The organism is Dyella silvae (assembly GCF_026421305.1).
Lineage (GTDB): Bacteria > Pseudomonadota > Gammaproteobacteria > Xanthomonadales > Rhodanobacteraceae > Dyella > Dyella silvae.
Genome location: NZ_JAPJBQ010000004.1, coordinates 92,467 through 112,567 on the forward strand (window position 1 = coordinate 92,467; position 20,101 = coordinate 112,567).

General features: G+C 62.7%; 20 protein-coding genes. 12 read left to right on the top strand and 8 right to left on the bottom strand.

The window, feature by feature from the left end; all coding sequences use genetic code 11:
• Window positions 1-4: 4 nt before the first annotated feature.
• Complete coding sequence (locus OQE56_RS11535; protein WP_267224458.1) at window positions 5-925, top strand: histone deacetylase family protein; 921 nt, start codon at window positions 5-7, stop codon at window positions 923-925.
• A 17-nt stretch (window positions 926-942) separates the two neighbouring features.
• On the opposite strand, the gene msrB is transcribed toward OQE56_RS11535, so the two are convergent.
• Window positions 943-1,347 carry a peptide-methionine (R)-S-oxide reductase MsrB gene (gene msrB / locus OQE56_RS11540; protein ID WP_267224459.1) on the bottom strand — a complete coding sequence of 135 codons (405 nt, stop codon included), beginning with the start codon at window positions 1,345-1,347 and terminating at the stop codon, window positions 943-945.
• 92 nt (window positions 1,348-1,439) lie between these two features.
• Between msrB and OQE56_RS11545 the strand changes: the two genes are divergently transcribed.
• The 6 genes from OQE56_RS11545 to OQE56_RS11570 all read left to right on the top strand — a co-directional run bounded on the left by OQE56_RS11545 (window position 1,440) and on the right by OQE56_RS11570 (window position 8,481).
• A complete protein-coding gene (locus OQE56_RS11545; RefSeq protein ID WP_267224460.1) occupies window positions 1,440-3,902 on the top strand; it encodes an LPS-assembly protein LptD in 2,463 nt (820 codons plus the stop codon).
• A gap of 38 nt (window positions 3,903-3,940) precedes the next feature.
• Window positions 3,941-5,287: a peptidylprolyl isomerase gene (locus OQE56_RS11550; protein ID WP_267224461.1), complete on the top strand. Its 1,347-nt coding sequence runs from the start codon at window positions 3,941-3,943 to the stop codon at window positions 5,285-5,287.
• 7 nt (window positions 5,288-5,294) lie between these two features.
• A complete protein-coding gene (gene pdxA / locus OQE56_RS11555; protein WP_267224462.1) occupies window positions 5,295-6,293 on the top strand; it encodes a 4-hydroxythreonine-4-phosphate dehydrogenase PdxA in 999 nt (332 codons plus the stop codon).
• A 57-nt stretch (window positions 6,294-6,350) separates the two neighbouring features.
• Window positions 6,351-7,136 (top strand): 16S rRNA (adenine(1518)-N(6)/adenine(1519)-N(6))-dimethyltransferase RsmA, encoded by a 786-nt coding sequence (rsmA, locus tag OQE56_RS11560; protein WP_267224464.1) that lies wholly within the window; start codon window positions 6,351-6,353, stop codon window positions 7,134-7,136.
• 110 nt (window positions 7,137-7,246) lie between these two features.
• On the top strand, window positions 7,247-7,630 hold the full coding sequence (apaG, locus tag OQE56_RS11565) for a Co2+/Mg2+ efflux protein ApaG (RefSeq protein WP_267224465.1): 384 nt from the start codon (window positions 7,247-7,249) through the stop codon (window positions 7,628-7,630).
• Window positions 7,630-8,481 carry a symmetrical bis(5'-nucleosyl)-tetraphosphatase gene (locus OQE56_RS11570; protein ID WP_267224466.1) on the top strand — a complete coding sequence of 284 codons (852 nt, stop codon included), beginning with the start codon at window positions 7,630-7,632 and terminating at the stop codon, window positions 8,479-8,481. Before apaG ends, OQE56_RS11570 begins: the two co-directional genes overlap by 1 nt.
• On the opposite strand, the gene OQE56_RS11575 is transcribed toward OQE56_RS11570, so the two are convergent.
• From OQE56_RS11575 to bufA2, 4 genes are read right to left on the bottom strand one after another with little or no spacing between them, the layout of a single operon-like run.
• Window positions 8,421-9,440 (bottom strand): helix-turn-helix transcriptional regulator, encoded by a 1,020-nt coding sequence (locus OQE56_RS11575; protein ID WP_267224467.1) that lies wholly within the window; start codon window positions 9,438-9,440, stop codon window positions 8,421-8,423. The genes OQE56_RS11570 and OQE56_RS11575 overlap by 61 nt on opposite strands.
• Before the next feature lie 55 nt (window positions 9,441-9,495).
• The gene (locus OQE56_RS11580) at window positions 9,496-10,290 is read right to left on the bottom strand and encodes an HvfC/BufC N-terminal domain-containing protein (protein WP_267224468.1); all 795 of its coding nucleotides are present in this window, start codon (window positions 10,288-10,290) and stop codon (window positions 9,496-9,498) included.
• Window positions 10,287-11,138 carry an MNIO family bufferin maturase gene (gene bufB, locus OQE56_RS11585; RefSeq protein WP_267224469.1) on the bottom strand — a complete coding sequence of 284 codons (852 nt, stop codon included), beginning with the start codon at window positions 11,136-11,138 and terminating at the stop codon, window positions 10,287-10,289. Before bufB ends, OQE56_RS11580 begins: the two co-directional genes overlap by 4 nt.
• A gap of 54 nt (window positions 11,139-11,192) precedes the next feature.
• Entirely contained in the window at window positions 11,193-11,474 is a 282-nt protein-coding gene (gene bufA2, locus OQE56_RS11590) for a BufA2 family periplasmic bufferin-type metallophore (RefSeq protein ID WP_267224470.1), read from the bottom strand.
• A 273-nt stretch (window positions 11,475-11,747) separates the two neighbouring features.
• On the opposite strand from bufA2, the gene OQE56_RS11595 reads away from it, so the two are divergent.
• Genes OQE56_RS11595 through OQE56_RS11610 form a run of 4 tightly spaced genes read left to right on the top strand, consistent with a single transcriptional unit; the run spans window position 11,748 to window position 14,335 of the window.
• A complete protein-coding gene (locus OQE56_RS11595; RefSeq protein ID WP_267224471.1) occupies window positions 11,748-12,254 on the top strand; it encodes a DoxX family protein in 507 nt (168 codons plus the stop codon).
• A 27-nt stretch (window positions 12,255-12,281) separates the two neighbouring features.
• On the top strand, window positions 12,282-12,668 hold the full coding sequence (locus OQE56_RS11600; RefSeq protein ID WP_267224472.1) for a thioredoxin family protein: 387 nt from the start codon (window positions 12,282-12,284) through the stop codon (window positions 12,666-12,668).
• Window positions 12,668-13,396, top strand: a complete 729-nt coding sequence (locus tag OQE56_RS11605; protein ID WP_267224473.1) for a cytochrome c biogenesis CcdA family protein — start codon at window positions 12,668-12,670, stop codon at window positions 13,394-13,396. The genes OQE56_RS11600 and OQE56_RS11605 overlap by 1 nt, the downstream gene beginning before the upstream one ends.
• A 21-nt stretch (window positions 13,397-13,417) precedes the next feature.
• Window positions 13,418-14,335: a patatin-like phospholipase family protein gene (locus OQE56_RS11610; protein WP_267224474.1), complete on the top strand. Its 918-nt coding sequence runs from the start codon at window positions 13,418-13,420 to the stop codon at window positions 14,333-14,335.
• 65 nt (window positions 14,336-14,400) lie between these two features.
• Here the strand turns inward: OQE56_RS11610 and secA are convergent, their stop codons facing one another.
• Together secA and OQE56_RS11620 are read right to left on the bottom strand one after the other, a co-directional pair.
• Window positions 14,401-17,133: a preprotein translocase subunit SecA gene (gene secA / locus OQE56_RS11615; protein WP_267224475.1), complete on the bottom strand. Its 2,733-nt coding sequence runs from the start codon at window positions 17,131-17,133 to the stop codon at window positions 14,401-14,403.
• Between the two features lie 245 nt (window positions 17,134-17,378).
• Window positions 17,379-18,311 (bottom strand): M23 family metallopeptidase, encoded by a 933-nt coding sequence (locus OQE56_RS11620; RefSeq protein ID WP_323748578.1) that lies wholly within the window; start codon window positions 18,309-18,311, stop codon window positions 17,379-17,381.
• A gap of 29 nt (window positions 18,312-18,340) precedes the next feature.
• Between OQE56_RS11620 and OQE56_RS11625 the strand changes: the two genes are divergently transcribed.
• Window positions 18,341-18,826: a DciA family protein gene (locus OQE56_RS11625; protein ID WP_267224477.1), complete on the top strand. Its 486-nt coding sequence runs from the start codon at window positions 18,341-18,343 to the stop codon at window positions 18,824-18,826.
• A gap of 233 nt (window positions 18,827-19,059) precedes the next feature.
• On the opposite strand, the gene lpxC is transcribed toward OQE56_RS11625, so the two are convergent.
• Window positions 19,060-19,974 carry a UDP-3-O-acyl-N-acetylglucosamine deacetylase gene (gene lpxC / locus OQE56_RS11630; protein ID WP_267224478.1) on the bottom strand — a complete coding sequence of 305 codons (915 nt, stop codon included), beginning with the start codon at window positions 19,972-19,974 and terminating at the stop codon, window positions 19,060-19,062.
• Window positions 19,975-20,101: the final 127 nt, after the last annotated feature.

Genomic DNA, 20,101 nt, shown 5'->3' on the forward strand with positions numbered 1-20,101 from the left:
CGCCATGCTGCGGCTCTACACGCATACCAGCTGTCTGCAGCACGATCCCGGCCCCGCGCAACCCGAATCGCCCGCCCGCCTGCGAGCGGTGCTGCAAGCGCTCGATCATGACCGGTTCGCGGCCCTCGACCGTATCGAGGCACCGCGTGCCACGCGCGAGCAGTTGCTGCGGGTGCATACGCCGGAACATGTGGAGCACATTCTGAGTGTGCAGCCGGACTCCGGCACCGTCCGCCTCGATGAAGACACCCTGATGTCCCCCGGTTCGGCGGAGGCTGCACTGCGTGCGGCCGGCGCCACGGTGGCCGCTGTCGACGCGGTGCTGAGTCAAGGCGGACGCGCGTTCTGCGCGGTGCGCCCGCCGGGACACCATGCGACGGCCAACCGTGCCATGGGCTTCTGCCTGTTCAACAACATTGCCGTGGCTGCCGCCCACGCGATCGCCGAGCATGGGCTCAAGCGCGTGGTGATTGCCGATTTCGACGTGCACCACGGCAATGGCACGCAGGACATTTTCGCCAGCGAATCGCGCGTGCTGTTCCTCTCCAGCCATCAGATGCCGTTGTATCCGGAAACGGGCCGCGAGGATGAGCGTGGCGTGGGCAACATCGTCAATGCCCCCCTCTCGCCGGGCGATGGCTCTTACGAATTCCGCGAGCTGTGGGAAGGCGTGCTGCTGCCACGCATGTACGCCTTCAAACCCCAACTGGTACTGGTATCGGCGGGCTTCGACGCGCATCGCAACGATCCGTTGGCCGACCTTCGACTGGGCAGCGAGGACTACGCCTGGATCACCCAGCGCCTGGTCAGGCTCGCTGACGCCCACGCCGACGGAAGGCTGGTATCGAGTCTGGAAGGTGGCTACAACTTGCTGGCCCTGGCCACCAGCGTGGCCGCTCATGTCGGCGAACTGCTGGAAGCCTGATATCCCCTCGCTTTGGGTCAGTCGGGCGCCGGTATGAAATCCAGCGCCACCGAATTGATGCAGTAGCGCAGCCCGGTCGGTTTGGGACCATCGGGAAAGACGTGACCAAGATGCGAATCGCAACCGGCGCAGCGCACCTCCGTGCGGCGCATGCCGTGGGTTTCGTCCTGATGCAGGCTCACCGCCGCGCGAATCAACGGTTGGAAATAGCTGGGCCAGCCAGAACCTGAGTCGTATTTCGCCTCCGATGCAAACAGCCCCGTGCGACACGCCGCGCAAACGTAAGTCCCCGCCGCCTTGTGCCGATACCACTGACCACTGAACGGAGGCTCAGTGGCCGAGCAGCGGCAAACGGCGTACTGCTCGGGGGTCAGTTCGGTTCGCCATTCGGCATCGGTTTTGGCGACTTTGCGCTCACTCATGCGGAATCCTCGTCGATGGGGGTGTCACCGAACTGCCGTATCTGGGGGCTTTCTGATAGTTTTACGAGCCTCCCAGCCGACAGACTGCCATCGTGACGCCCAAGCTCCCTTCGCGCCACCTGCCCCCGCGCCGCCTTCTGGCGGTAGCCGCCGCTCTCGCCCTGTTCGGCGGCCCGGTCGAGGCCCAGTCGACGTCGAGCCAGGCTGATCCCACACCCCCGCCGTCCAACATGCCACCACCGGCGGTGTCCAACTGCCCGCTGGGGGCATTCCGCTGCGCGCGGCGACCGGTCAGTTACGCCATGTGCCGCCCCAACGCCATGCTGTCGTTCTACGACCCGACGCTGAGCAAGGACAGTTCCGTCCGCGACACGTCAAACACGTATGTGACGGCACAGCGCGTGGACAGTTCCAACCAGTCGATTTACCACCTGGAAGGCGACGTCAAGCTCGAACGCGCCGACCAGCGCCTGCAGGCGGACGTGACCGACTACAACAACGACACCACCGACTACGACGCGCGCGGCAACGTGCGCTATCAGGAGGTTGGCCAGCTGGTGTCCGCGGATCACATGCGCGGCAACCAGGATGCCAGCACGGCTACGGCGGACAACGTCGCCTACCAGATGCTGACCAACCGCGGTAACGGCGTGGCTACGCAAGGCCAGCTGCTGGACGACCAGCGCAGCCGTTACCTGGGCGCGACCTATTCCACGTGCGACGTGGGCAACCATGTGTGGGAGATCCGCGCGAAGGACATCCGCATGGACAAGGAAACGGGCGAAGGCGTGGCGCACAACGCCACCATGTACCTGTACAACGTGCCGTTCTTCTGGCTGCCGACCTTTACGTTCCCGATCAACGATGAGCGCAAGACCGGCTTCCTGACCCCGTCGTTGGGCAACTCCAGCCGCGGCGGCTTCATGCTGAGCGCGCCCTACTATCTCAATCTGGCGCCGAACTACGACGCCACGCTGGATCCGCGCATCTATACCGAGCGCGGCGTGATGCTGGCCGGCGAATTCCGCTATCTGATTCCGGGAACCCTTGGCCAGATTAACTTCGAGTACCTGCCGCACGATCGTGGCGACAGCGCTCCCGACAGCGTCGCCAACACCAAGGACACCGACCGCTGGTTGCTGAAGTACAACGACTACTCGCACATCTACGGCCCGTGGTCGTTCTACACCTCCATCAACCGCGCATCGGACCGCAACTATCTGCGTGACTTCGGCAATGACTTGTACACGTCGGCCACCGGCACGCTGGCCTCCAGCACCTACGTCAACGGCAGTGGCAAGTGGGGCGCGGCGTTCTGGAACGCGCAGTTCGGCGCGGATTACTACCAGAACCTCGATCCCTCGCTGCCCGACACCGTGCTTCAGTACAAGCGCTGGCCCCGCGCGGCTTTCAATGTCGACTGGCCGATCAATCGCTGGCTGGAGTTCGGTGCCAGCACCGAGGCCGTGGCATTCCGCAAGGAAGACGTGGTGGAAGGCAATCGCCTGGACCTCTACCCCTACCTCGCCGCGGATTTCCGTGGCGCCTCGTGGTACGTCAAACCCAAACTGGCCTACCGTTACACGACGTACGACCTGACCGGCCAGTACAACATGTACGGGTATACCCCGGGGATCCTGTCGCCGGGCGTCGCCACGCCGTTCACCAGCCGCACGCCCAGCCGCTCCCTGCCGGTAGTCAGCCTGGACAGCGGCCTGGTCTTCGATCGCTACACGTCCTTGTTCGGCACCAGCTACACGCAGACGCTCGAGCCGCGCCTGTATTACCTGTACGTGCCGTATCGCAATCAGGACAACATCCCGCTGTTCGACACCAACCTGATGTCGTTCGACTCGTGGCAACTGTTCACGCCCAACATGTATTCGGGCGCGGACCGTCAGATGAACGCGAACAACCTCAGTGCGGCGCTCACCACGCGCCTGCTTGACGACAATGGCGTGGAGCGGCTGTCGGCCAGCTTCGGCCAGATCCGCTATTTCACCCAGCAGCGCGTGCAGTTGCCCAATGGGGTGAACACCGTCACGCCGGCCACCAACTGGTCCGGCTCGGACTACGCGGTGGACTTCACCACCCAGCTCAATGACGACTGGAAGGTGATGTCCCAGTACCAGTGGAACCCCAATACCAGTCTCACCGACCTGGGCGCCATCACGTTCCAGAAGCGCATCAAGACCGACGGCATCGTCAACTTTTCGTACCGCTACCGCCGCCAGCCCGGTACCAATGCGCCGTTGCTGGAACAATACGACGCGTCCGTGGTCTACCCCGTCTCCGACCGCTGGCGCCTGATTGGCCACTGGACCTACTCGGTACTCGACAAGAAGACCGTGGAAGCCCTGGCCGGCGTGGAGTACGACACCTGTTGCGTCGCGCTGCGCCTGGTCGGACGGCACTATGTAAATACGTACGACTACACCACGCAGATCGGCTCGGCCTACAACTCCGTCATGCTTGAGATCCAGTTCAAGGGCATGGGTGGGTTCACGGGTCAGTCGGAAAACGCCCTGCGCAATGGTATTCTTGGTTATCAATAACTTCCCTGTCGCCTCAGGCGATTGAAGGCCCCGGACTGATGAAGCAGCCCCTCGCGTTGTTCCTGCTCGCGATCGCTACCGCGACCGCCCTGCCCGCCCATGCCCAGCTGTTGCCCCAGGCGGCGGCCGGTGGCGACCAGCCGCTTGACCGTATCGTGGCGGTGGTGGACGAGGGGGTGATCCTGCAGAGCGAGCTGAACGAGGCCGTGCGTTCGGTCCAGCAGCAGTACGCTAGCAACCCCGGCCAGCTGCCTCCGATGGACGTGCTGCGCCGCCAGGTGCTCGACCGCCTCATCCTGATGAAGCTGCAGGTTCAGCGTGCCGACGACCAGGGTATTCGCGTATCCGACGCCGACGTCGACCAGGCCGTGGCGGCCGTGGCCCAGCAGAACCACATGAGCCCAGAGCAGCTCCGTTCGGCCGTGGAATCGGAAGGCAACAGTTTCGCCGCGTTCCGTCGCCAGCTGGGCGACCAGCTGCTGGTCCAGCGTCTGCACGACAACGTGGTGCATGACCAGGTGACCATCACCGACAGCGAAATCAACAACATGCTGGCCAGCCCGACCTACAAGGCTGGCGAGGTGCACCTGGCCCATATCCAGGTCGGCCTGCCGGCAGGCGCCACCGCCGCCGACATCAAGGCAGCCCAGGACAAGGCCGAGCAGGCCACCAATGCCATCAAGGGCGGCATGGATTTCCACGCCGCGGCCATCCGCTACTCCGATGCTCAGGACGCGCTGGAAGGCGGCGATCTGGGTTGGCGCCGCATGGACGAGATCCCGCCCGCGTTCGCGGACGCCGTTTCCAACATGAAGGCGGGTGATGTCACCCCGGCCCTGCGCGGCCCCACTGGCTTCCATATCCTGAAGCTGATGGAGCAGCGCCAGCCGAGCCGTCAGATGATGCAGGAATTCCACGCCCGCCAGATCCTGATCAAGCCCAGCGAACTGGTCACGCCGGAACAGGCCCATCAGAAGGCGGATGACTTGTACAACCGCATCGTCAACAAGCACGAGGACTTCGCCAAGTTGGCGAAGGAGTACTCGAAGGACGACACCACCGCCAACAACGGCGGCGACATGGGTTGGTTCTTGCAGGGCGACTGGGGCACCCTGGTGGGCCAGCACGTGGTGCAGCTGAAGGACAATCAGGTGGCACAGCCGTTCCAGAGCGAAATCGGCTGGCACATTCTGGAGCGCCTCGGTACCCGCGAGACCGACCGCACCGAAGAGATGGAGCGCAATCAGGCCCGTCAGGCCATCGGCAACCGCAAGGCGGAGCAGGCGTACGACGACTATCTGCGCGAGATGCGTTCCAGCGCCTACGTGAACGTTCTGGTGCCCGAGCTGCGCGATCCGAACGAGCAGCAGGGCAAGAAGTCCTGAGGTCACGTTGAACGCACACGCCCTGCCCCGGCTGGCCATCACCGCAGGTGAGCCGGCGGGGATCGGCCCCGAGCTTCTGATCCGATTGGCCGCCACTTCGCTGGCGGCCAATTTCGTTGCGGTGACCGATCGGGATCTCCTGCGCCGTGCTGCTGCGCGATGCGGGCAGGCGATCGAGCTGATCGACGACGATGGCGCGGGGACCACCGAGCGCCGGCCCGGCCAGCTCCGGGTCCACCACGTTCCGCTAGGAGCTCCGGAAGTACCGGGACAGCCCGACCCGCGCAACGCACAGCATGTGCTGGCAACGCTGACGGAGGCTGCCGACGGCTGCATGACCGGGCGCTACGCCGCCGTCGTCACTGCGCCGCTGCAAAAATCGTCGATCAACGACGCCGGCATCCGCTTCAGCGGTCACACCGAATTCTTCGCCGAACGCGCCAACGCGGATGTGGTGATGATGTTGGCCAGTCCGGAGTTGCGCGTGGCACTCGCCACCACGCACCTGCCGCTGTCGGCCGTGCCCGCTGCAGTCACTCGCAACGCGCTCGAACGCGTGCTGCGCATCGTTCATCGCGAGCTGACCGACAAGTTCGGCCTGGCCCAGCCGCGCATCGCCGTGCTGGGGCTGAATCCGCATGCGGGCGAAGGCGGCCATCTCGGACGCGAAGAGATCGACACCATCATCCCGTTGCTCGACGCACTGCGTGGCGAGGGCGTGTCGCTGCTCGGTCCACTGCCTGCCGATACCGCGTTTGTTCCCGCCATGCGCGAGCGCTACGACGCGGTGGTAGCGATGTATCACGATCAGGCGTTGCCGGTGCTCAAGAGCGAAGCATTCGACCGCACCGTCAACCTGACGCTGGGTCTACCCTTTATCCGCACATCGGTCGATCACGGCACCGCACTGGATCTCGCCGGCACCGGCCAGGGCGACCCGTCCAGCCTCATAGCGGCGGCAAACATGGCGCTTGAATTAGTCGCACGATCCAAACGCCTGAAGTGAGAAGCGAGCAAAAGCCCTCACTCTCTCTTCTCACTCCTCTCAACGAATTTCTGCCCTATGAACGCCCGCCCCAAGAAAAGTTTCGGCCAACATTTTCTGCACGAGAAGCGCTACATCGAGCGCATCGTCAGTGCCATCTCGCCTCGCGCGGACGAATTTGTGGTGGAGATCGGCCCCGGCGAAGGCGCACTGACGCTGCCGCTGCTTGCCGCCGCCGGCAAGCTCACCGCCATCGAACTCGATACGGATCTCATTCCGGATCTGCAGGCCCGTGCCGCCAGTGTGGGCGAGCTCAGCATCATTCATTCCGACGTGCTGAAAGTGGATTTCACCGCACTGGCGCATCGCCATGGCGTGGAGCGTCTGCGCGTTGCGGGCAACCTGCCCTACTACATTTCCAGCCCCATCCTGTTTCACTGTGTGGAACATGCAAGCGCCATCCAGGACATGCACTTCATGCTGCAGAAAGAGGTGGTCGATCGCATGGCGGCCGAGCCTGGCAGCAAAGTGTATGGACGCCTTTCGGTGATGCTGCAGCTCGCATGCCGGGTGGAGCCCTTGTTTGTGGTGCCGCCGGGCGCTTTCCGCCCGCCGCCGAAAGTCGACTCGGCGGTAGTGAGGCTGGTCCCGCTCGGTCCGGACCAGCTCCCCGACGCAGACCCTGAACGCATTTACACGATTGTGAAGGCCGCCTTCGCGCAGCGTCGCAAGACCCTCAGCAACGCACTCAAGAACGTCATGAACGCGGAGGCGATTCTCGCTGCGGATGTCGATCCCAAGGCACGTGCGGAGACGCTTTCACCGCAAGACTACGTGCGTCTGGCCTGCGTCGTCGTCGAATGAATACGCCCCCGTTGGCGTCGCAGTCGGTCATATACCGCTAGCGACGCCAGGGATTAACGAATCGGCACACCCCTGCTCCATTACAAGGCCACAACCCGTACAATCGGAGCATGAACGAACGATCTTCCTACACGATCGACGTGCAGGTCGAACCCCGCTTTGTCCCCGACCAATCTCGTCCCGGCGACAACCGCTATGTTTTCGCCTACACGATCACCCTGCACAACGCCGGCGACGTACCGGCGCGCCTGTTGACGCGCCACTGGATCATCACGGACGCCAACGGCAAAGTCGAAGAAGTCACTGGTGAAGGCGTAGTGGGCGAACAACCCTGGATCCGCCCGGGCGACCAGTACGAGTACACCTCGGGCGCCGTGCTGGAAACGGCGGTGGGCATCATGCAGGGCAGTTACCAGATGCTGGCCGACGACGGTACGCGCTTTGAAGCGCCGATTCCGGCGTTCACCCTGTCCATCCCCCGCACGCTGCACTGATGGCTACGTACGCAATCGGAGATGTGCAGGGCTGCCATCCCGAACTCCAACGCCTCCTCGACAAAATCCGCTTTGATCCCGCTCAGGATCGCCTGTGGTTCTGCGGCGACCTGGTGAACCGCGGCGGACAGTCGCTGGAAACGCTGCGGCTCATTCACAGCTTGCGCGAGCAATCCATCATCACGCTCGGCAATCACGACCTCAGCCTGCTGGCGATTGCCCAGCGGCGCCCCGAAGCGCAGTCCAAGGTCAACCCGGAGCTGCGCGAAGTGTTGTTTGCCGACGACGCGCCGGTGCTGATGGAATGGCTGCGCTCGCAGAAGCTGCTGCATCACGACGAGCAGCTTAACTGGACGATGGTGCACGCCGGACTCGCTCCCTCGTGGACGCTGCGCCAGGCTCAGCGTTCGGCGCAGGAAATCGAACGCGAACTGGGCAGCCCGCGCCACCCGCGACTGCTGAAGAATCTGTTCGGCAACCGCCCCGCAGCCTGGAACAGCCGCCTGCAGGGCATCGAGCGCATGCGCGCTTCGATCAACACGCTCACGCGCATGCGCTATTGCGACATCCAGGGGCGCATCGATTTCGAGAGCAAGGGCATACCGGGCACGCAAAAACCGGGCATGTATCCGTGGTTCGAGACGCCTGGCATGCGTCGACGCGAGACTCGCATCGTCTGTGGCCATTGGTCCGCACTGGGTCGCTTCGCCGGCTTGGGCGTGTACTCGATCGATACCGGCTGCGTATGGGGCGGCCAGCTCACCGCGTTGCGCCTGGATACGGAAGAGCCTCAGTACATCGCCGTGGATGCCGAGCCGTATCGCAAACGACCGCCGGGCGGCGGCGACTGAAAGCCGCCGTGTATGGCAGAGAGGCGCACCGCACCGGATGACGGTAGCGCATCGTCCTCGCAGCGCTGACGTTCACCGCGAATACGCCCCGGACAGATCCCGCTGACGCGCTTGAACAGGCGGCGGAACGCCGCTTCGCTGCTGTAACCCAGCTGTTGCGCAATACTCGCAACGGATTGCTGACGATCACGCAGCAACTGCTCGGCCAAGCTGACGCGCCACTGCGTGACGTACTGGATCGGCGGCATCTTCATCAGTTGAGTGAAGCGCTCGGCGAACGCCGAGCGCGACATGCACGCAAGCGAAGCCATCGACTGCATGGTCCATTCTTGTCCAGGATGGTCATACACCGCCTGCAGCACTCTGGCGATGCGGGGGTCAGCCAACGAGGCGAACAAGCCTTGCCGCTCACCGGCATCATTGGCGTAATGGCAAATAGCCAACGTGAATAGCGTATCGGCAAGTTTGTTGAGCAACACCTGCCGGCCGGCACAGCCCGTGTGCACGAGGCCTACCATCATGGCCGCCAGTTCCCGGAATGGATGACTGGCCTCCGCCGCACGCACCACCATGCAAGACGGCAAGGCAAGATTGAGCGGATGCTGCGATGTGCCGGTAAAACGGAATTCGCCGCAGATCAGACTGGTCTGATCCGAGTACGGCTGACCGCTGTCACTCAACTGATGCGGGTGACCGTGCGGAAAGATCACCAGGTCGCCCGCTTCCAGCATCAGTGCCCGCGCCAGTACCGGACTTTCGACCTGGCACTGGCCGACACCTACCAGATGAAACAAGCCACAGTGATAACGCGGCTCGTCGAGGAACCAGGAACCGCAGCGATGCAGCTCGGCCACCACTTCCACCTGAAGCATCGACCGGTTGAGCAAGGATTCCAGCGCCGGCGCAATGAGCGTGTGCTTGGGCCCCGCAGGCAGGGCAGGATTCGGCTCAATAAGCATGGCGTCCTTCCGGTAGTTGGCTCTAAAGGAAACTTCGCCGGAAAGCTGCCCGAGGTTACATGGCGGGGCGAGAGGGTAGCTCCGATCGCCCGATCAGCCCTTCCCCCAGCCAACGCATCAGGTGCCCGAGCATGCGCTGAGGCGCGCTGGCCGCAACATGTTGCGCCGCCAGCCGCTCGCACAACTGGCTAAACGACTCGCCACGTGCCATCCCGCGTAACGCGCTCAGTTCATCGGGCGTCACGCGGCGATAACGCACATCCATCGCCGGCCGCCACACCACGAACTGGCGAGGATGATCCAACCGGCGCAGCCGGGGGCGCTCGGCGCCCTGGTCAGCTGCTCGCCGGAACGCCTCGGCGTTGCAGGTCAGCGTCAGCCATTGCAAGTGATTCAATGGATGCAGGCGCAGTTCTGCCCATGCCTCCGCCGGAACGCCAGACAGGTCGGCAGCGGAAATGCCGGCTTCATCGGCGGCGTCGAACGCGATGGAGATGGCCCAATCAAGCTTTGCCATCTCAGCCCATGCCGGCTGCGTGCGCCAGGGCATGGTCTGCTCGAGGAACGTGGCGAGCCCTGCACCATGCCAACGAATGTTGTAATGCGAGGACGGATGCACCATGACGTAGTCGTCCAACATGGACGTGAAGCGCCGCCCCATCATCAACGCCAGACCGGGAAACTCCGTGGCGAGCGCATCGCGCAGACGCAGACGGTAGCCGCGGTGATAGACGAACAAACGGCTCTCGGCGTCGGCAAGCGCGTCACCCTGCAGTGGCGCAAGCGTCGAAGGCCTGACTGACATCAGGGCCTGGGCCAGCTCCGTCTGCAGCGCATGCAGATCGCTCATGCAGCCTCCTGCAGCAATGGCGCGGCAAGCCGGCGCGCGTGCTCCAGTTCGGAGAGAAGCTCTGCCAGCGGTGGAATGTGATCGTCGCGCTCGATCATGGTGGATACCCTTCCGTAGCGACGCACCGCTTCGATGTAGAGGGCCCATACCGGATCGATCACCGGCGCATCGTGCGTGTCGATCAGCAGCGCACCGCCCTGCTCGTGTCCCGCCAGATGAAACTGCTGCACGCGCGAAGCCGGAATGCCGTCCAGATAATCGATGGACGAGAAACCGTGATTGTGGGCGCTGACATAGATGTTGTTGATGTCGAGCAGGATCAGACAATCTGCACGCTCAGCCACCGCTGCGAGAAATTCCCATTCGGTAAGCTGCGACTGCGCAAAGCGGATATAGCTGGATACGTTCTCGAGCAGAATGCGTCGCCCAAGGATGTCTTGCACGCGACGCACGCGATCCACCACATGCGCGAGCGCCTCCTCGGTGTAGGGCAACGGCATCAGGTCATGCAGCTGGATGCCATTGACGCCGGTCCAGCACAGATGATCGGAAATCCACGCCGGCTCGACGCGTCTGGCCAATGCGGCAAGCGCTTTCAGGTATTCGGGGTCGAGGGGATCGGCACTGCCGATCGACATGGACACGCCATGCATCACCAGGGGAAACCGCTCACGAAATCGTTCCAGCCATTGCAGCGGACGTCCGCCTGGTACGAGGTAGTTCTCCGATACGATTTCCAGCCACTCGACGTTGCCGGGTTCGTCGATCAGCGTTTCGTAATGATCCACACGCAGCCCAAGGCCAAAGCCGAGATACGGCAGCTCTCGTTGAGTGTCAGACTTGATCATGGCGTATCGGCCCCGGCAAGGCGCGCCGCACAGCGGCACGCCTTGCCGAACGTGTTACGACTGCTTGGCCGCGGCCTGAGCCGCTTCGCAATCCTGCTGGGTCTTCTGCATGGTGAAGCCCTCGCCCTTGCACGAGTTCTGGCCCTTGCATGAATTGGTGGCCTGCTTGCAGGCGCCCTTGCCCTTGCAGGACGACGAGTGCATGCACTTCACGCTGGCGGTGTCACCGGTGCCGGTAGCGGTTTTGTCTGCCGCGGATGCGGACATCGTGGTCACTGCGAACAAGCCGGCGACCATCATCGCCATGGCTGCACCGTTCAGTTTGCTGGTCTTCATAGATCGCTCCTACGTGGTGGTGAGGCTGAGGTGTTGCCGGATCCGGTACTGGGTCGACCGGACGACTTCCGACGGCGGCATTGTTCATCGCACGACGTGAACTGGCTGTCCCCGGTCGTCCCGGTTTTGTGCCCAATCGTCCGGCAACGGCGCGTTACGGCTGGTGAAGCGAACGATCGGACTGACGGCAAGAAAGCGTGGACGCCTGAACATGGCGTGCGGCGACGAGGGTTCGCATGATGTCCCCACATCCTTCCGACGGAACTCGCTGTCATGCGCCTCCCACTGATTACCACAGCCTCGCGCCTGCTTCATATGCTGAACGCCATTGAATGGCTGGGGCCACTCACGATGCGCGTGGTCTTCGGCTACTTCTGGCTGGAGACAGGGATCGGCAAGATTCACAACCTTGACGCCTTCATTCAGCGCTTCATCGGCTGGGGCATCCCGTTTCCCGTATTCAGCGCCACGCTTTCTGCCTGGACCGAGCTGATCGGTGGCCTGCTCATCATGCTTGGCTTGTTCACGCGACTGGTGTGTATCCCCATGATCATCAACATGGCGGTCGCCGTGACGCTGGTCGTGTCGACAAATCTCATGGGTCTGGACGATTACGTCGAGGCCGATGAAATCGTCTATAGCCTCATCTTCTTCTGGCTGCTTGTTTCGGGCCCGGGCAAAGCCAGTCTCGACACACTGTTGGCCCGGATGCTCGGCATCCGCACCGCACCCTACGGCGTTGACGACAACCGTAAGCGCATCGCTGCCGTCACCCAGTAATCCCACACCATTGGAGTAGCAGCACTCATGAAGATGCCGTCTTTGATCCGCGTTCTCGCGGCAACGCTCCTGGTCGCAACGAGTCTGGCGAGCGCCGATGAAATACCGTTCGATCAGGCGAAGTACGCCCAGGCTGTGGCTGCCGGAAAACCGGTCGTGGTTTACCTGCACGCCGATTGGTGCCCCACTTGCCGTGCGCAGAAGCCCATCGTCGACAAGCTGTCGGTCGAGCCAACATTCAAACCGGTGACGATCTTCGTGGCGGATTTCGACAAGGAAACCGCCCTGGAGAAGTCGCTGAAGGTGAACCATCAATCGACCTTTGTCGTCTTCAGGCAGGGGCACGAAGTGACGCGCTCCACCGGGCAAACCGATGAGGCCGCGATTCGCGCAACATTCAAGCAGGCACTCTGATGGACTTTGGACTCGGCACCTACGCCCTCGGATTTCTGGCCGGTGCCGCCACGCTACTGTCACCGTGCGTGTTGCCCATTCTGCCTATCCTGATTGCCGCATCGATATCACGTCACCGCTGGGGCAGTGCCATGCTCGCGCTCGGCCTTAGCCTGTCGTTTGCGCTGTCGGGAACACTCATTGCCACGCTTGGCGCTTCCGCGGGTTTCGCGCCAGATACGTTCCGCCGTGTGGCGGCGGCGCTCATGGTGGTGTTCGGCCTGGTGATGTTGGTACCGCGCTGGCAGAACGCGTTCTCAACGGTCGCCTCGCGCGTCGGCAATCTTGGTCAACAGGCGCTCGGTACGGTGCGTGGCGAAGGCTGGCTTAGTCAGTTTGTCATTGGCCTGTTGCTGGGCCTGGTCTGGAGTCCTTGCGTTGGCCCGACCCTGGGTGCTGCCACGACGCTCGCAGCACAAGGCCGCAACCTCAGCCAGATTGCCCTGTTGATGATGGTGTTCGGGCTGGGCGCCGGCCTGCCTTTGCTTGTGCTGAGCACCGCGTCCAACGCCACCTTCGTCCGCATGCGTGGTGCGCTGACGTCAGCAGGTCATGGGATCAAAGTGTCGCTCGGCGCCTGCTTTGTGTTGGTCGGTGTGCTGATCCTCACCGGTGCCGATCATCAGCTGGAGGCCTGGCTGCTATCCATCAGCCCGGATTGGCTCACGCGACTCACCACGTCGTTGTGACCGCGCGAGAGCGTAACCACCATGACGCAGATCCTGCCCCCTCGTGATTCACTCGATCATTGCACGGCGTTCGTGCTGGCTGGCGGTGGCAGCCTGGGAGCCGTCGAAGTGGGCATGCTGCAGGCCTTGCTGGCGTGGGGCGAGAGACCGGCCTTCGTCATCGGTGCTTCGGCAGGCGCCATCAACGCAGCCTACTTCGCCGCCGATCCGAGTCTCGAAGGCACGAGGCAACTGGAGCGACTCTGGTGCGCCATGCGGCGGCGTGACGTCTTTCCGCTGAACTGGCGTTCCGTGATCGGCATGCTCCGCCGCCGCGACTATCTGGTCGACTCCGATGGATTGCGTACGCTGCTCGAACGTCATCTGACCTATCAGCGCCTCGAACTTGCTCCGCTGCCCGTGCATGTCGTGGCTTCGGACATGCTCACTGGCGAGGAGGTCCTTTTATCCAACGGCCCCGTCGTGGATGCCGTGCTCGCGAGCGCCGCCATTCCCGGCGTGTTCCCACCCGTGCGTGTCCACGGACGTCTGTTGGTGGATGGCGGCGTATCCAATAACGCCCCGATCTCGACGGCCGCAAAACTGGGCGCCACTCGCATCATCGTGCTTCCCACCGGTTTCGCCTGCGCCATCGAGCGAATCCCGCAAGGCGCCATCCCCCGCGCCATGCACGCATTGAGCCTGCTGGTTTCGCGTCAACTGGTGACCGATGCGGAGCGATTCACCGGCAGCGCGATCGAGCTACGCATCGTGCCGAGTCTGTGTCCATTGGACATTTCCCCCTACAACTACTCGGCGGCCAACCACCTTATCGAGCGATCGCGAAAATGTACCGAGGCCTGGCTGGAGGACGGTGGCCTGGAGAAGCCGGGTGTGCCTGGCCCATTAAGGGATCATGCGCACGCCGTTAACGCGCATCAGGCGGGTGGCCTGCATTGAACCATCTATCGCGCTTGCCCTGACGCCACAAAAAGAAAACCCCGCCAGGGCGGGGTTTTCTTATATCAGGACAACTGACCGTGGCAGTGCTTGAACTTCTTGCCGGAACCGCAGGGGCAAGGATCGTTTCGGCCCACGCGCGGGCCATCGTCATGCGACCCTGCCGGCGCCGCCATGCTGCCAGCGGCCACAGCCTCAGCATCCGCACCCAGCGCCGCCACCGGCGCACCGCCGCCACTCGCCATCATCTGACGCTGGAGACGCTCGGCCAGACGCTGCTGCTCGGCTTCCATCGCGGCGACTTCTTCCTCGCTGCGCACACGTACACGCGCCAGCATCTGCACCACTTCGGACTTGATGCGGTCGAGCATGCTGGAGAACAGTTCGTACGACTCGCGCTTGAACTCCTGCTTGGGCTGCTTCTGCGCATAGCCGCGCAGGTAGATGCCCTGACGCAGGTAGTCCATGCTCGCCAGGTGTTCCTTCCAGGCGTTGTCGACCACGCTGAGCATGATGTGCTTCTCGAGCTGGCGCATGGTGTCGGCGCCCATCTGCTGCTCTTTGCCCTTGAACAGCTGCTCGATACCTTCGCGCACGTGCTCGAGGATCATCTTGTCGTCGATCTCGTGCTGCTGTTCGATCCAGTGCTTCAGGCCCAGCGACAGACCGAACTCGCTTTCCAGTTCACGATCGAGACCGGCGACATCCCACTGTTCGTCGACGCTATCGGCGGGAATGTAGCGGCGCAGCAAATCGGTGACCACGTCGTCACGAATGTCGGCAATGGTGTCAGACACATCGTCCACTTCCAGCAGCTCATCGCGCTGGCGGTAGATCACCTTGCGCTGATCGTTGGCGACGTCGTCGAACTCCAGCAGGTGCTTGCGGATATCGAAGTTGTGCTGCTCGACCTTGCGCTGCGCCTTTTCGATCTGGCGGCTGACCATGCGGTCTTCCAGCGCATCCTCTTCCTTCATGCCGAACATGCGCATCCAGCGGCCGACCCAGTCACCCGCGAAGATACGCAGCAGGTTGTCTTCCAGCGACAGATAGAAACGTGAGGAACCCGGGTCACCCTGACGACCGGAACGGCCGCGCAGCTGGTTGTCGATACGACGCGATTCATGACGCTCGGTGCCGACGATGTGCAGGCCACCGGAAGCGAGCACCTTCTCGTGCAGCTTCTTCCAGTCCGCCTTGATCTTGGTGCGCTCGGCATCGGTCGCCGTTTCCGGCAGTGCGTTCAACGCCGCTTCAAGGCTGCCACCCAGCACGATGTCGGTACCGCGACCAGCCATGTTGGTGGCGATGGTGACGGAGCCCGGCGCACCGGCCTGAGCGACAATGTGCGCTTCGCGTTCATGCTGCTTCGCGTTGAGCACTTCGTGCTCGATCTTTTCCTTGCGCAGCAGGTCCGACAGCAGCTCGGACACTTCGATGGACGTCGTACCCACCAGCACCGGCTGGCCGCGCTTGTGGCAGTCCCTGATGTCTTCGATCACCGCACGGTACTTGGCCTGCTGGCCAAGGAAGACCATGTCGGCGTTGTCCTGTCGGATCATCGGCTTGTGGGTAGGAATCACCACCACTTCCAGGCCGTAGATCTGCTGGAATTCGTACGCTTCCGTATCCGCCGTACCGGTCATGCCGGCCAGCTTCTTGTACATACGGAACAGGTTCTGGAAGGTGATGGTGGCCAGCGTCTGGTTTTCACGCTGAATCGGCACGCCTTCCTTCGCTTCCACGGCCTGATGCAGACCATCGGACCAGCGGCGGCCCGCCAGCGTGCGGCCGGTGAACTCGTCGACGATCACCACCTCGCCATCGCGCACGATGTAATCCACGTCGCGGTGGTAAATCGCATTGGCGCGCAGCGCTGCATTGAGGTGATGCACGACAGCCAGGTTCTTGGCGTCATACAGGCCGCTATCGCCTTCGATGACGCCGGCCTGATGCAGCAGCTCGTCAGCATGGGACATGCCCTCTTCGGACAAATGCACCTGCTTCTGCTTCTCGTCGACCCAGTAATCGCCCGGGCCATCTTCCACCTGCTGGCGGATCATCCGCGGGACGATCTTGTTCACCGCGATATACAGCTGCGGAGAGTCTTCCGCCGGACCGGAGATGATCAGCGGCGTACGTGCTTCGTCGATCAGGATCGAGTCCACTTCGTCGACGATGGCGTAATGCAGGCCGCGCTGGTAGCGCTGGTCCTTGCTGAGCGCCATGTTGTCGCGCAGATAGTCGAAGCCGAATTCGTTGTTGGTGCCGTAGGTGATATCGGACGCATATGCGGCGTGCTTTTCCGAATGATCCATGCCCGGCCACACCACACCCGTGCTCAGGCCGAGGAAGCCGTACAGCTTGCCCATCTGAGCCGAGTCGCGGCGTGCCAGGTAATCGTTCACCGTCACGACGTGCACGCCCTTGCCTTCCAGGGCGTTGAGATACACCGGCAGGGTACCGACCAGCGTTTTGCCTTCACCCGTGCGCATTTCGGCGATGCGGCCCGAGTGCAACACCATGCCTCCGATCAGCTGTACGTCGTAATGGCGCATGCCGAGCACGCGCTTGGCGCCCTCGCGCACCACGGCAAAGGCTTCCGGCAGGATCTTGTCCAGCGACTCGCCCGCGGCGACACGTTGCTTGAACTCGTCGGTCTTGGCGCGCAGCGCCTCGTCGCTCAGCTTCTCGAACTCGGGTTCCAGCGCGTTGATGCGCGCGACATTCTTGGAGAGCTGGCGCAGCACGCGTTCATTGCGGCTACCGAAAAGGCTCGTCAGGGCACGGTTGAGCATCGATCTTCCGGATCAGGATTCATGAGCCGCCCGACCGGTAAATCCGGCCAGGACGAAAGGATTGATGATACTAGGGTCGGCGGGCTATCCCAAACGCCGTGCCGCCGGTGCCCTGCGGCACCGTGGTTCGCGCCGTACCGACTTGCGGCCGGCCCCAGGCAGATCCCCCGATCATCGTCCCCCGCATGGAGTGGCGGCAGGCACGCGGGCTTTCAAGGGCAGCGCCAGACCACCGGGATCGGCGGTCAGCGGTGATTCTTCACGAAGGCCAGCGGATTGACCACGCGGCCCTTGTACCAGACCTCGAAATGCACGTGAGACCCGGTAGAACGACCCGTGGAGCCCGCCTCAGAGACCACATCGCCCACATGCACGCGTTGACCGGGGCGGACGTCCAGCTTGCTGTTGTGGGCATAGCGGGTCATGTAGCCGTTGCCGTGGTCGATCTCGATCACTTCGCCATAGCCATCGCGAATGCCGGCGTAGGTCACCATGCCCTCGGCCACCGCATGAACCGGCGTGCCAGTGGGGGCCGAGATATCCAGACCGGTGTGGTAAGCGCTATGCCCGCTGAACGGGTCGGGGCGCCCACCAAAATAGGAGGAGATGTAGCCTTCGACCGGCATGCCGGTGGGCTTCAGATTGGACTCGATCCTGGCGTCCAGCAGCAGGCTCTGCAGCGCGGAAAGCTGCGCCTGCTGGCTATCGAACTGGCTGGCCAGCTGGTTGATGCTGGTATCCAGGGTTTGCGGCAGCGCGTAACCGTTGTCTGCCGTACTGTCTTCCACACCACCGACCGCAGGCTGCTGGTCGAAGTTGAACTCACCGTCATCGAGCTTGCCGATGCGGGTCAGGCGTTCACCGAGCGCGTTAAGTCGCGTCGATTGTGCCTGCAACTGGCCGAGTTTCACGGCCAAAGCGTCGACATCGCGCTGAGCGTCTTTGCGGACGCCGGCGAGCTGCTGATTCTGCTGCTGCACCTGCTGATGGAGGCGCTTGATTTCCGAAAGAGCCCGATCATGCGGGCTGGCCACCACCATGGCTACCGCCGCACCCAATGCCGCGCAACCCAGCACCGCCGCCCCGGCCAGACCCAACAGGCGCCAACGCAGCCGCCGGTCGGCGAGATCCAGTGTTTTAGGCACCTTTTTGGTGCGGGACACAAGTATGATTTGCATGTCTTTCCACGTCGAAGATGTCGGCATCCATGCAGCGCGACGCTCCACCACCCTCTCGCCGCACCGGTTCCGGCCTGAAAGCCATCACCGAGTTTGGCCCCATTGCCTCACTGGCTCGCAAAGCCCGTAAGCTGGATGCATTGGATCGCGCACTGCGCCAGACGTTACCGTCACCACTCCGCGAGCAGGTTCGTTTCGCCAACCTGCAAGACGGCCGCCTCGTTTTTTTGGCCCCATCCCCAGCTCTGGCCGCCAGGCTGCGCCTTCTCCAGACGCAAATCCTCTCGACCGCACGTGCTGTTGGCACGTACGCCAGTTCAGTTACCGTGAAAGTGGCCCCCCCCCTACCGACAGAAGTCGTGCCGGATCGGTTAAAACCGCTTTCGCCTGCCGCCGCGTCTCACCTAAGAGCCGCAGCCGCATCAACCACAGACCCCGAATTACGGGAACTGTTCCTTGAGTTGGCGTCCGTCGCCGAAATTTCTGATTCCCGATCCGGCGAAGACCAGGGCTGACGCCCGGCTTCCGCCGACTCCACCGTAAAACTTTCCCGACACCGACCCTGAAGCCGGTGCGCGTGGCTTTATAACACGCCCCCACGGACCCGATAGACCCTGATGTCATCAGTACGTGAACAGCTGCCGATGGAAGAGGCGAGGTATATCACAAAACGAACGGCCGCGTCCCAAGGGACGCGGCCGTTCAGTTTGTTCAGGTTTGTCGAGGACTTAGCGGATCGCCGGGGCGATCAGATCGCCTGCGCCGGATGGGCGTAGGAGATCGGCGAGGTCGCCGGGTCGTCCGCAAAGCTCACTTCTTCCCAGGCCGAGGCGTCGGCCATCAGGGTGCGCAGGAGCTTGTTGTTGAGCTCATGACCCGACTTGTGAGCGTAGTAGGCACCCACCAGGCTGTGGCCCAGCAGATACAGGTCGCCGATGGCGTCGAGGATCTTGTGCTTGACGAACTCGTCTTCGTAACGAAGGCCGTCTTCGTTAAGCACACGGTAGTCGTCCAGCACCACGGCGTTGTCCATCGAGCCGCCGAGCGCGAGGTTGTGTTCGCGCAGCATCTCGATGTCGCGCATGAAGCCGAACGTACGGGCGCGGCTCACTTCCTTCACGAACGAGGTGGTGGAGAAGTCGATCTCCGCCTTGGACGTGCGCTTGCTGATGATCGGGTGATTGAATTCGATCGAGAAACCGACCTTGAAGCCTTCGAACGGCTCAAAGCTGGCCCACTTGTCGCCTTCCTGCACCTTGATCGGCTTCTTGATGCGGATAAAGCGCTTGGCGGCGTTCTGCTCTTCGATGCCAGCGGACTGCAGCAGGAACACGAAGGGACCGGCGCTACCGTCCATGATCGGCACTTCAGGCGCAGAGAGATCGACATACGCATTGTCGATGCCCAGGCCCGCCATCGCGGAAAGAAGATGTTCCACCGTCGACACGCGCACATCGCCATTCACCAGCGTGGTGGACAGGCGGGTGTCGCCGACCTTGTCGGGACGCGCGTAAATTTCGACGGGCGGATTCAAATCGGTACGGCGAAACACGATGCCCGTATTCGGGGCAGCGGGACGAAGCGTCATATACACCTTGTCGCCGGTATGCAGACCGACGCCTGTGGCGCGAATGATGTTCTTGAGCGTACGCTGCTTGATCATTTTTTGGGTACCTGTAAGGGGCAGCAGCCAAACTAGGGGACGGATGCTAACACAGTCTTAACCTGTGAAAAGCCAATCCGCGCCACAAACTCTGATCTCCCTTTCATGTTCCTTTCATTCATGAAAG

Coding starts and splice junctions, on each gene's coding strand:
- OQE56_RS11535 (WP_267224458.1), top strand. CDS start 5: ATGCTGCGGCTCTACACGCATACCAGCTGTCTGCAGCACGATCCCGGC.
- msrB (WP_267224459.1), bottom strand. CDS start 1,347: ATGAGTGAGCGCAAAGTCGCCAAAACCGATGCCGAATGGCGAACCGAA.
- OQE56_RS11550 (WP_267224461.1), top strand. CDS start 3,941: ATGAAGCAGCCCCTCGCGTTGTTCCTGCTCGCGATCGCTACCGCGACC.
- rsmA (WP_267224464.1), top strand. CDS start 6,351: ATGAACGCCCGCCCCAAGAAAAGTTTCGGCCAACATTTTCTGCACGAG.
- apaG (WP_267224465.1), top strand. CDS start 7,247: ATGAACGAACGATCTTCCTACACGATCGACGTGCAGGTCGAACCCCGC.
- OQE56_RS11570 (WP_267224466.1), top strand. CDS start 7,630: ATGGCTACGTACGCAATCGGAGATGTGCAGGGCTGCCATCCCGAACTC.
- OQE56_RS11575 (WP_267224467.1), bottom strand. CDS start 9,440: ATGCTTATTGAGCCGAATCCTGCCCTGCCTGCGGGGCCCAAGCACACG.
- OQE56_RS11580 (WP_267224468.1), bottom strand. CDS start 10,290: ATGAGCGATCTGCATGCGCTGCAGACGGAGCTGGCCCAGGCCCTGATG.
- bufB (WP_267224469.1), bottom strand. CDS start 11,138: ATGATCAAGTCTGACACTCAACGAGAGCTGCCGTATCTCGGCTTTGGC.
- bufA2 (WP_267224470.1), bottom strand. CDS start 11,474: ATGAAGACCAGCAAACTGAACGGTGCAGCCATGGCGATGATGGTCGCC.
- OQE56_RS11595 (WP_267224471.1), top strand. CDS start 11,748: ATGCGCCTCCCACTGATTACCACAGCCTCGCGCCTGCTTCATATGCTG.
- OQE56_RS11600 (WP_267224472.1), top strand. CDS start 12,282: ATGAAGATGCCGTCTTTGATCCGCGTTCTCGCGGCAACGCTCCTGGTC.
- OQE56_RS11605 (WP_267224473.1), top strand. CDS start 12,668: ATGGACTTTGGACTCGGCACCTACGCCCTCGGATTTCTGGCCGGTGCC.
- OQE56_RS11610 (WP_267224474.1), top strand. CDS start 13,418: ATGACGCAGATCCTGCCCCCTCGTGATTCACTCGATCATTGCACGGCG.
- secA (WP_267224475.1), bottom strand. CDS start 17,133: ATGCTCAACCGTGCCCTGACGAGCCTTTTCGGTAGCCGCAATGAACGC.
- OQE56_RS11620 (WP_323748578.1), bottom strand. CDS start 18,311: ATGCAAATCATACTTGTGTCCCGCACCAAAAAGGTGCCTAAAACACTG.
- OQE56_RS11625 (WP_267224477.1), top strand. CDS start 18,341: ATGCAGCGCGACGCTCCACCACCCTCTCGCCGCACCGGTTCCGGCCTG.
- lpxC (WP_267224478.1), bottom strand. CDS start 19,974: ATGATCAAGCAGCGTACGCTCAAGAACATCATTCGCGCCACAGGCGTC.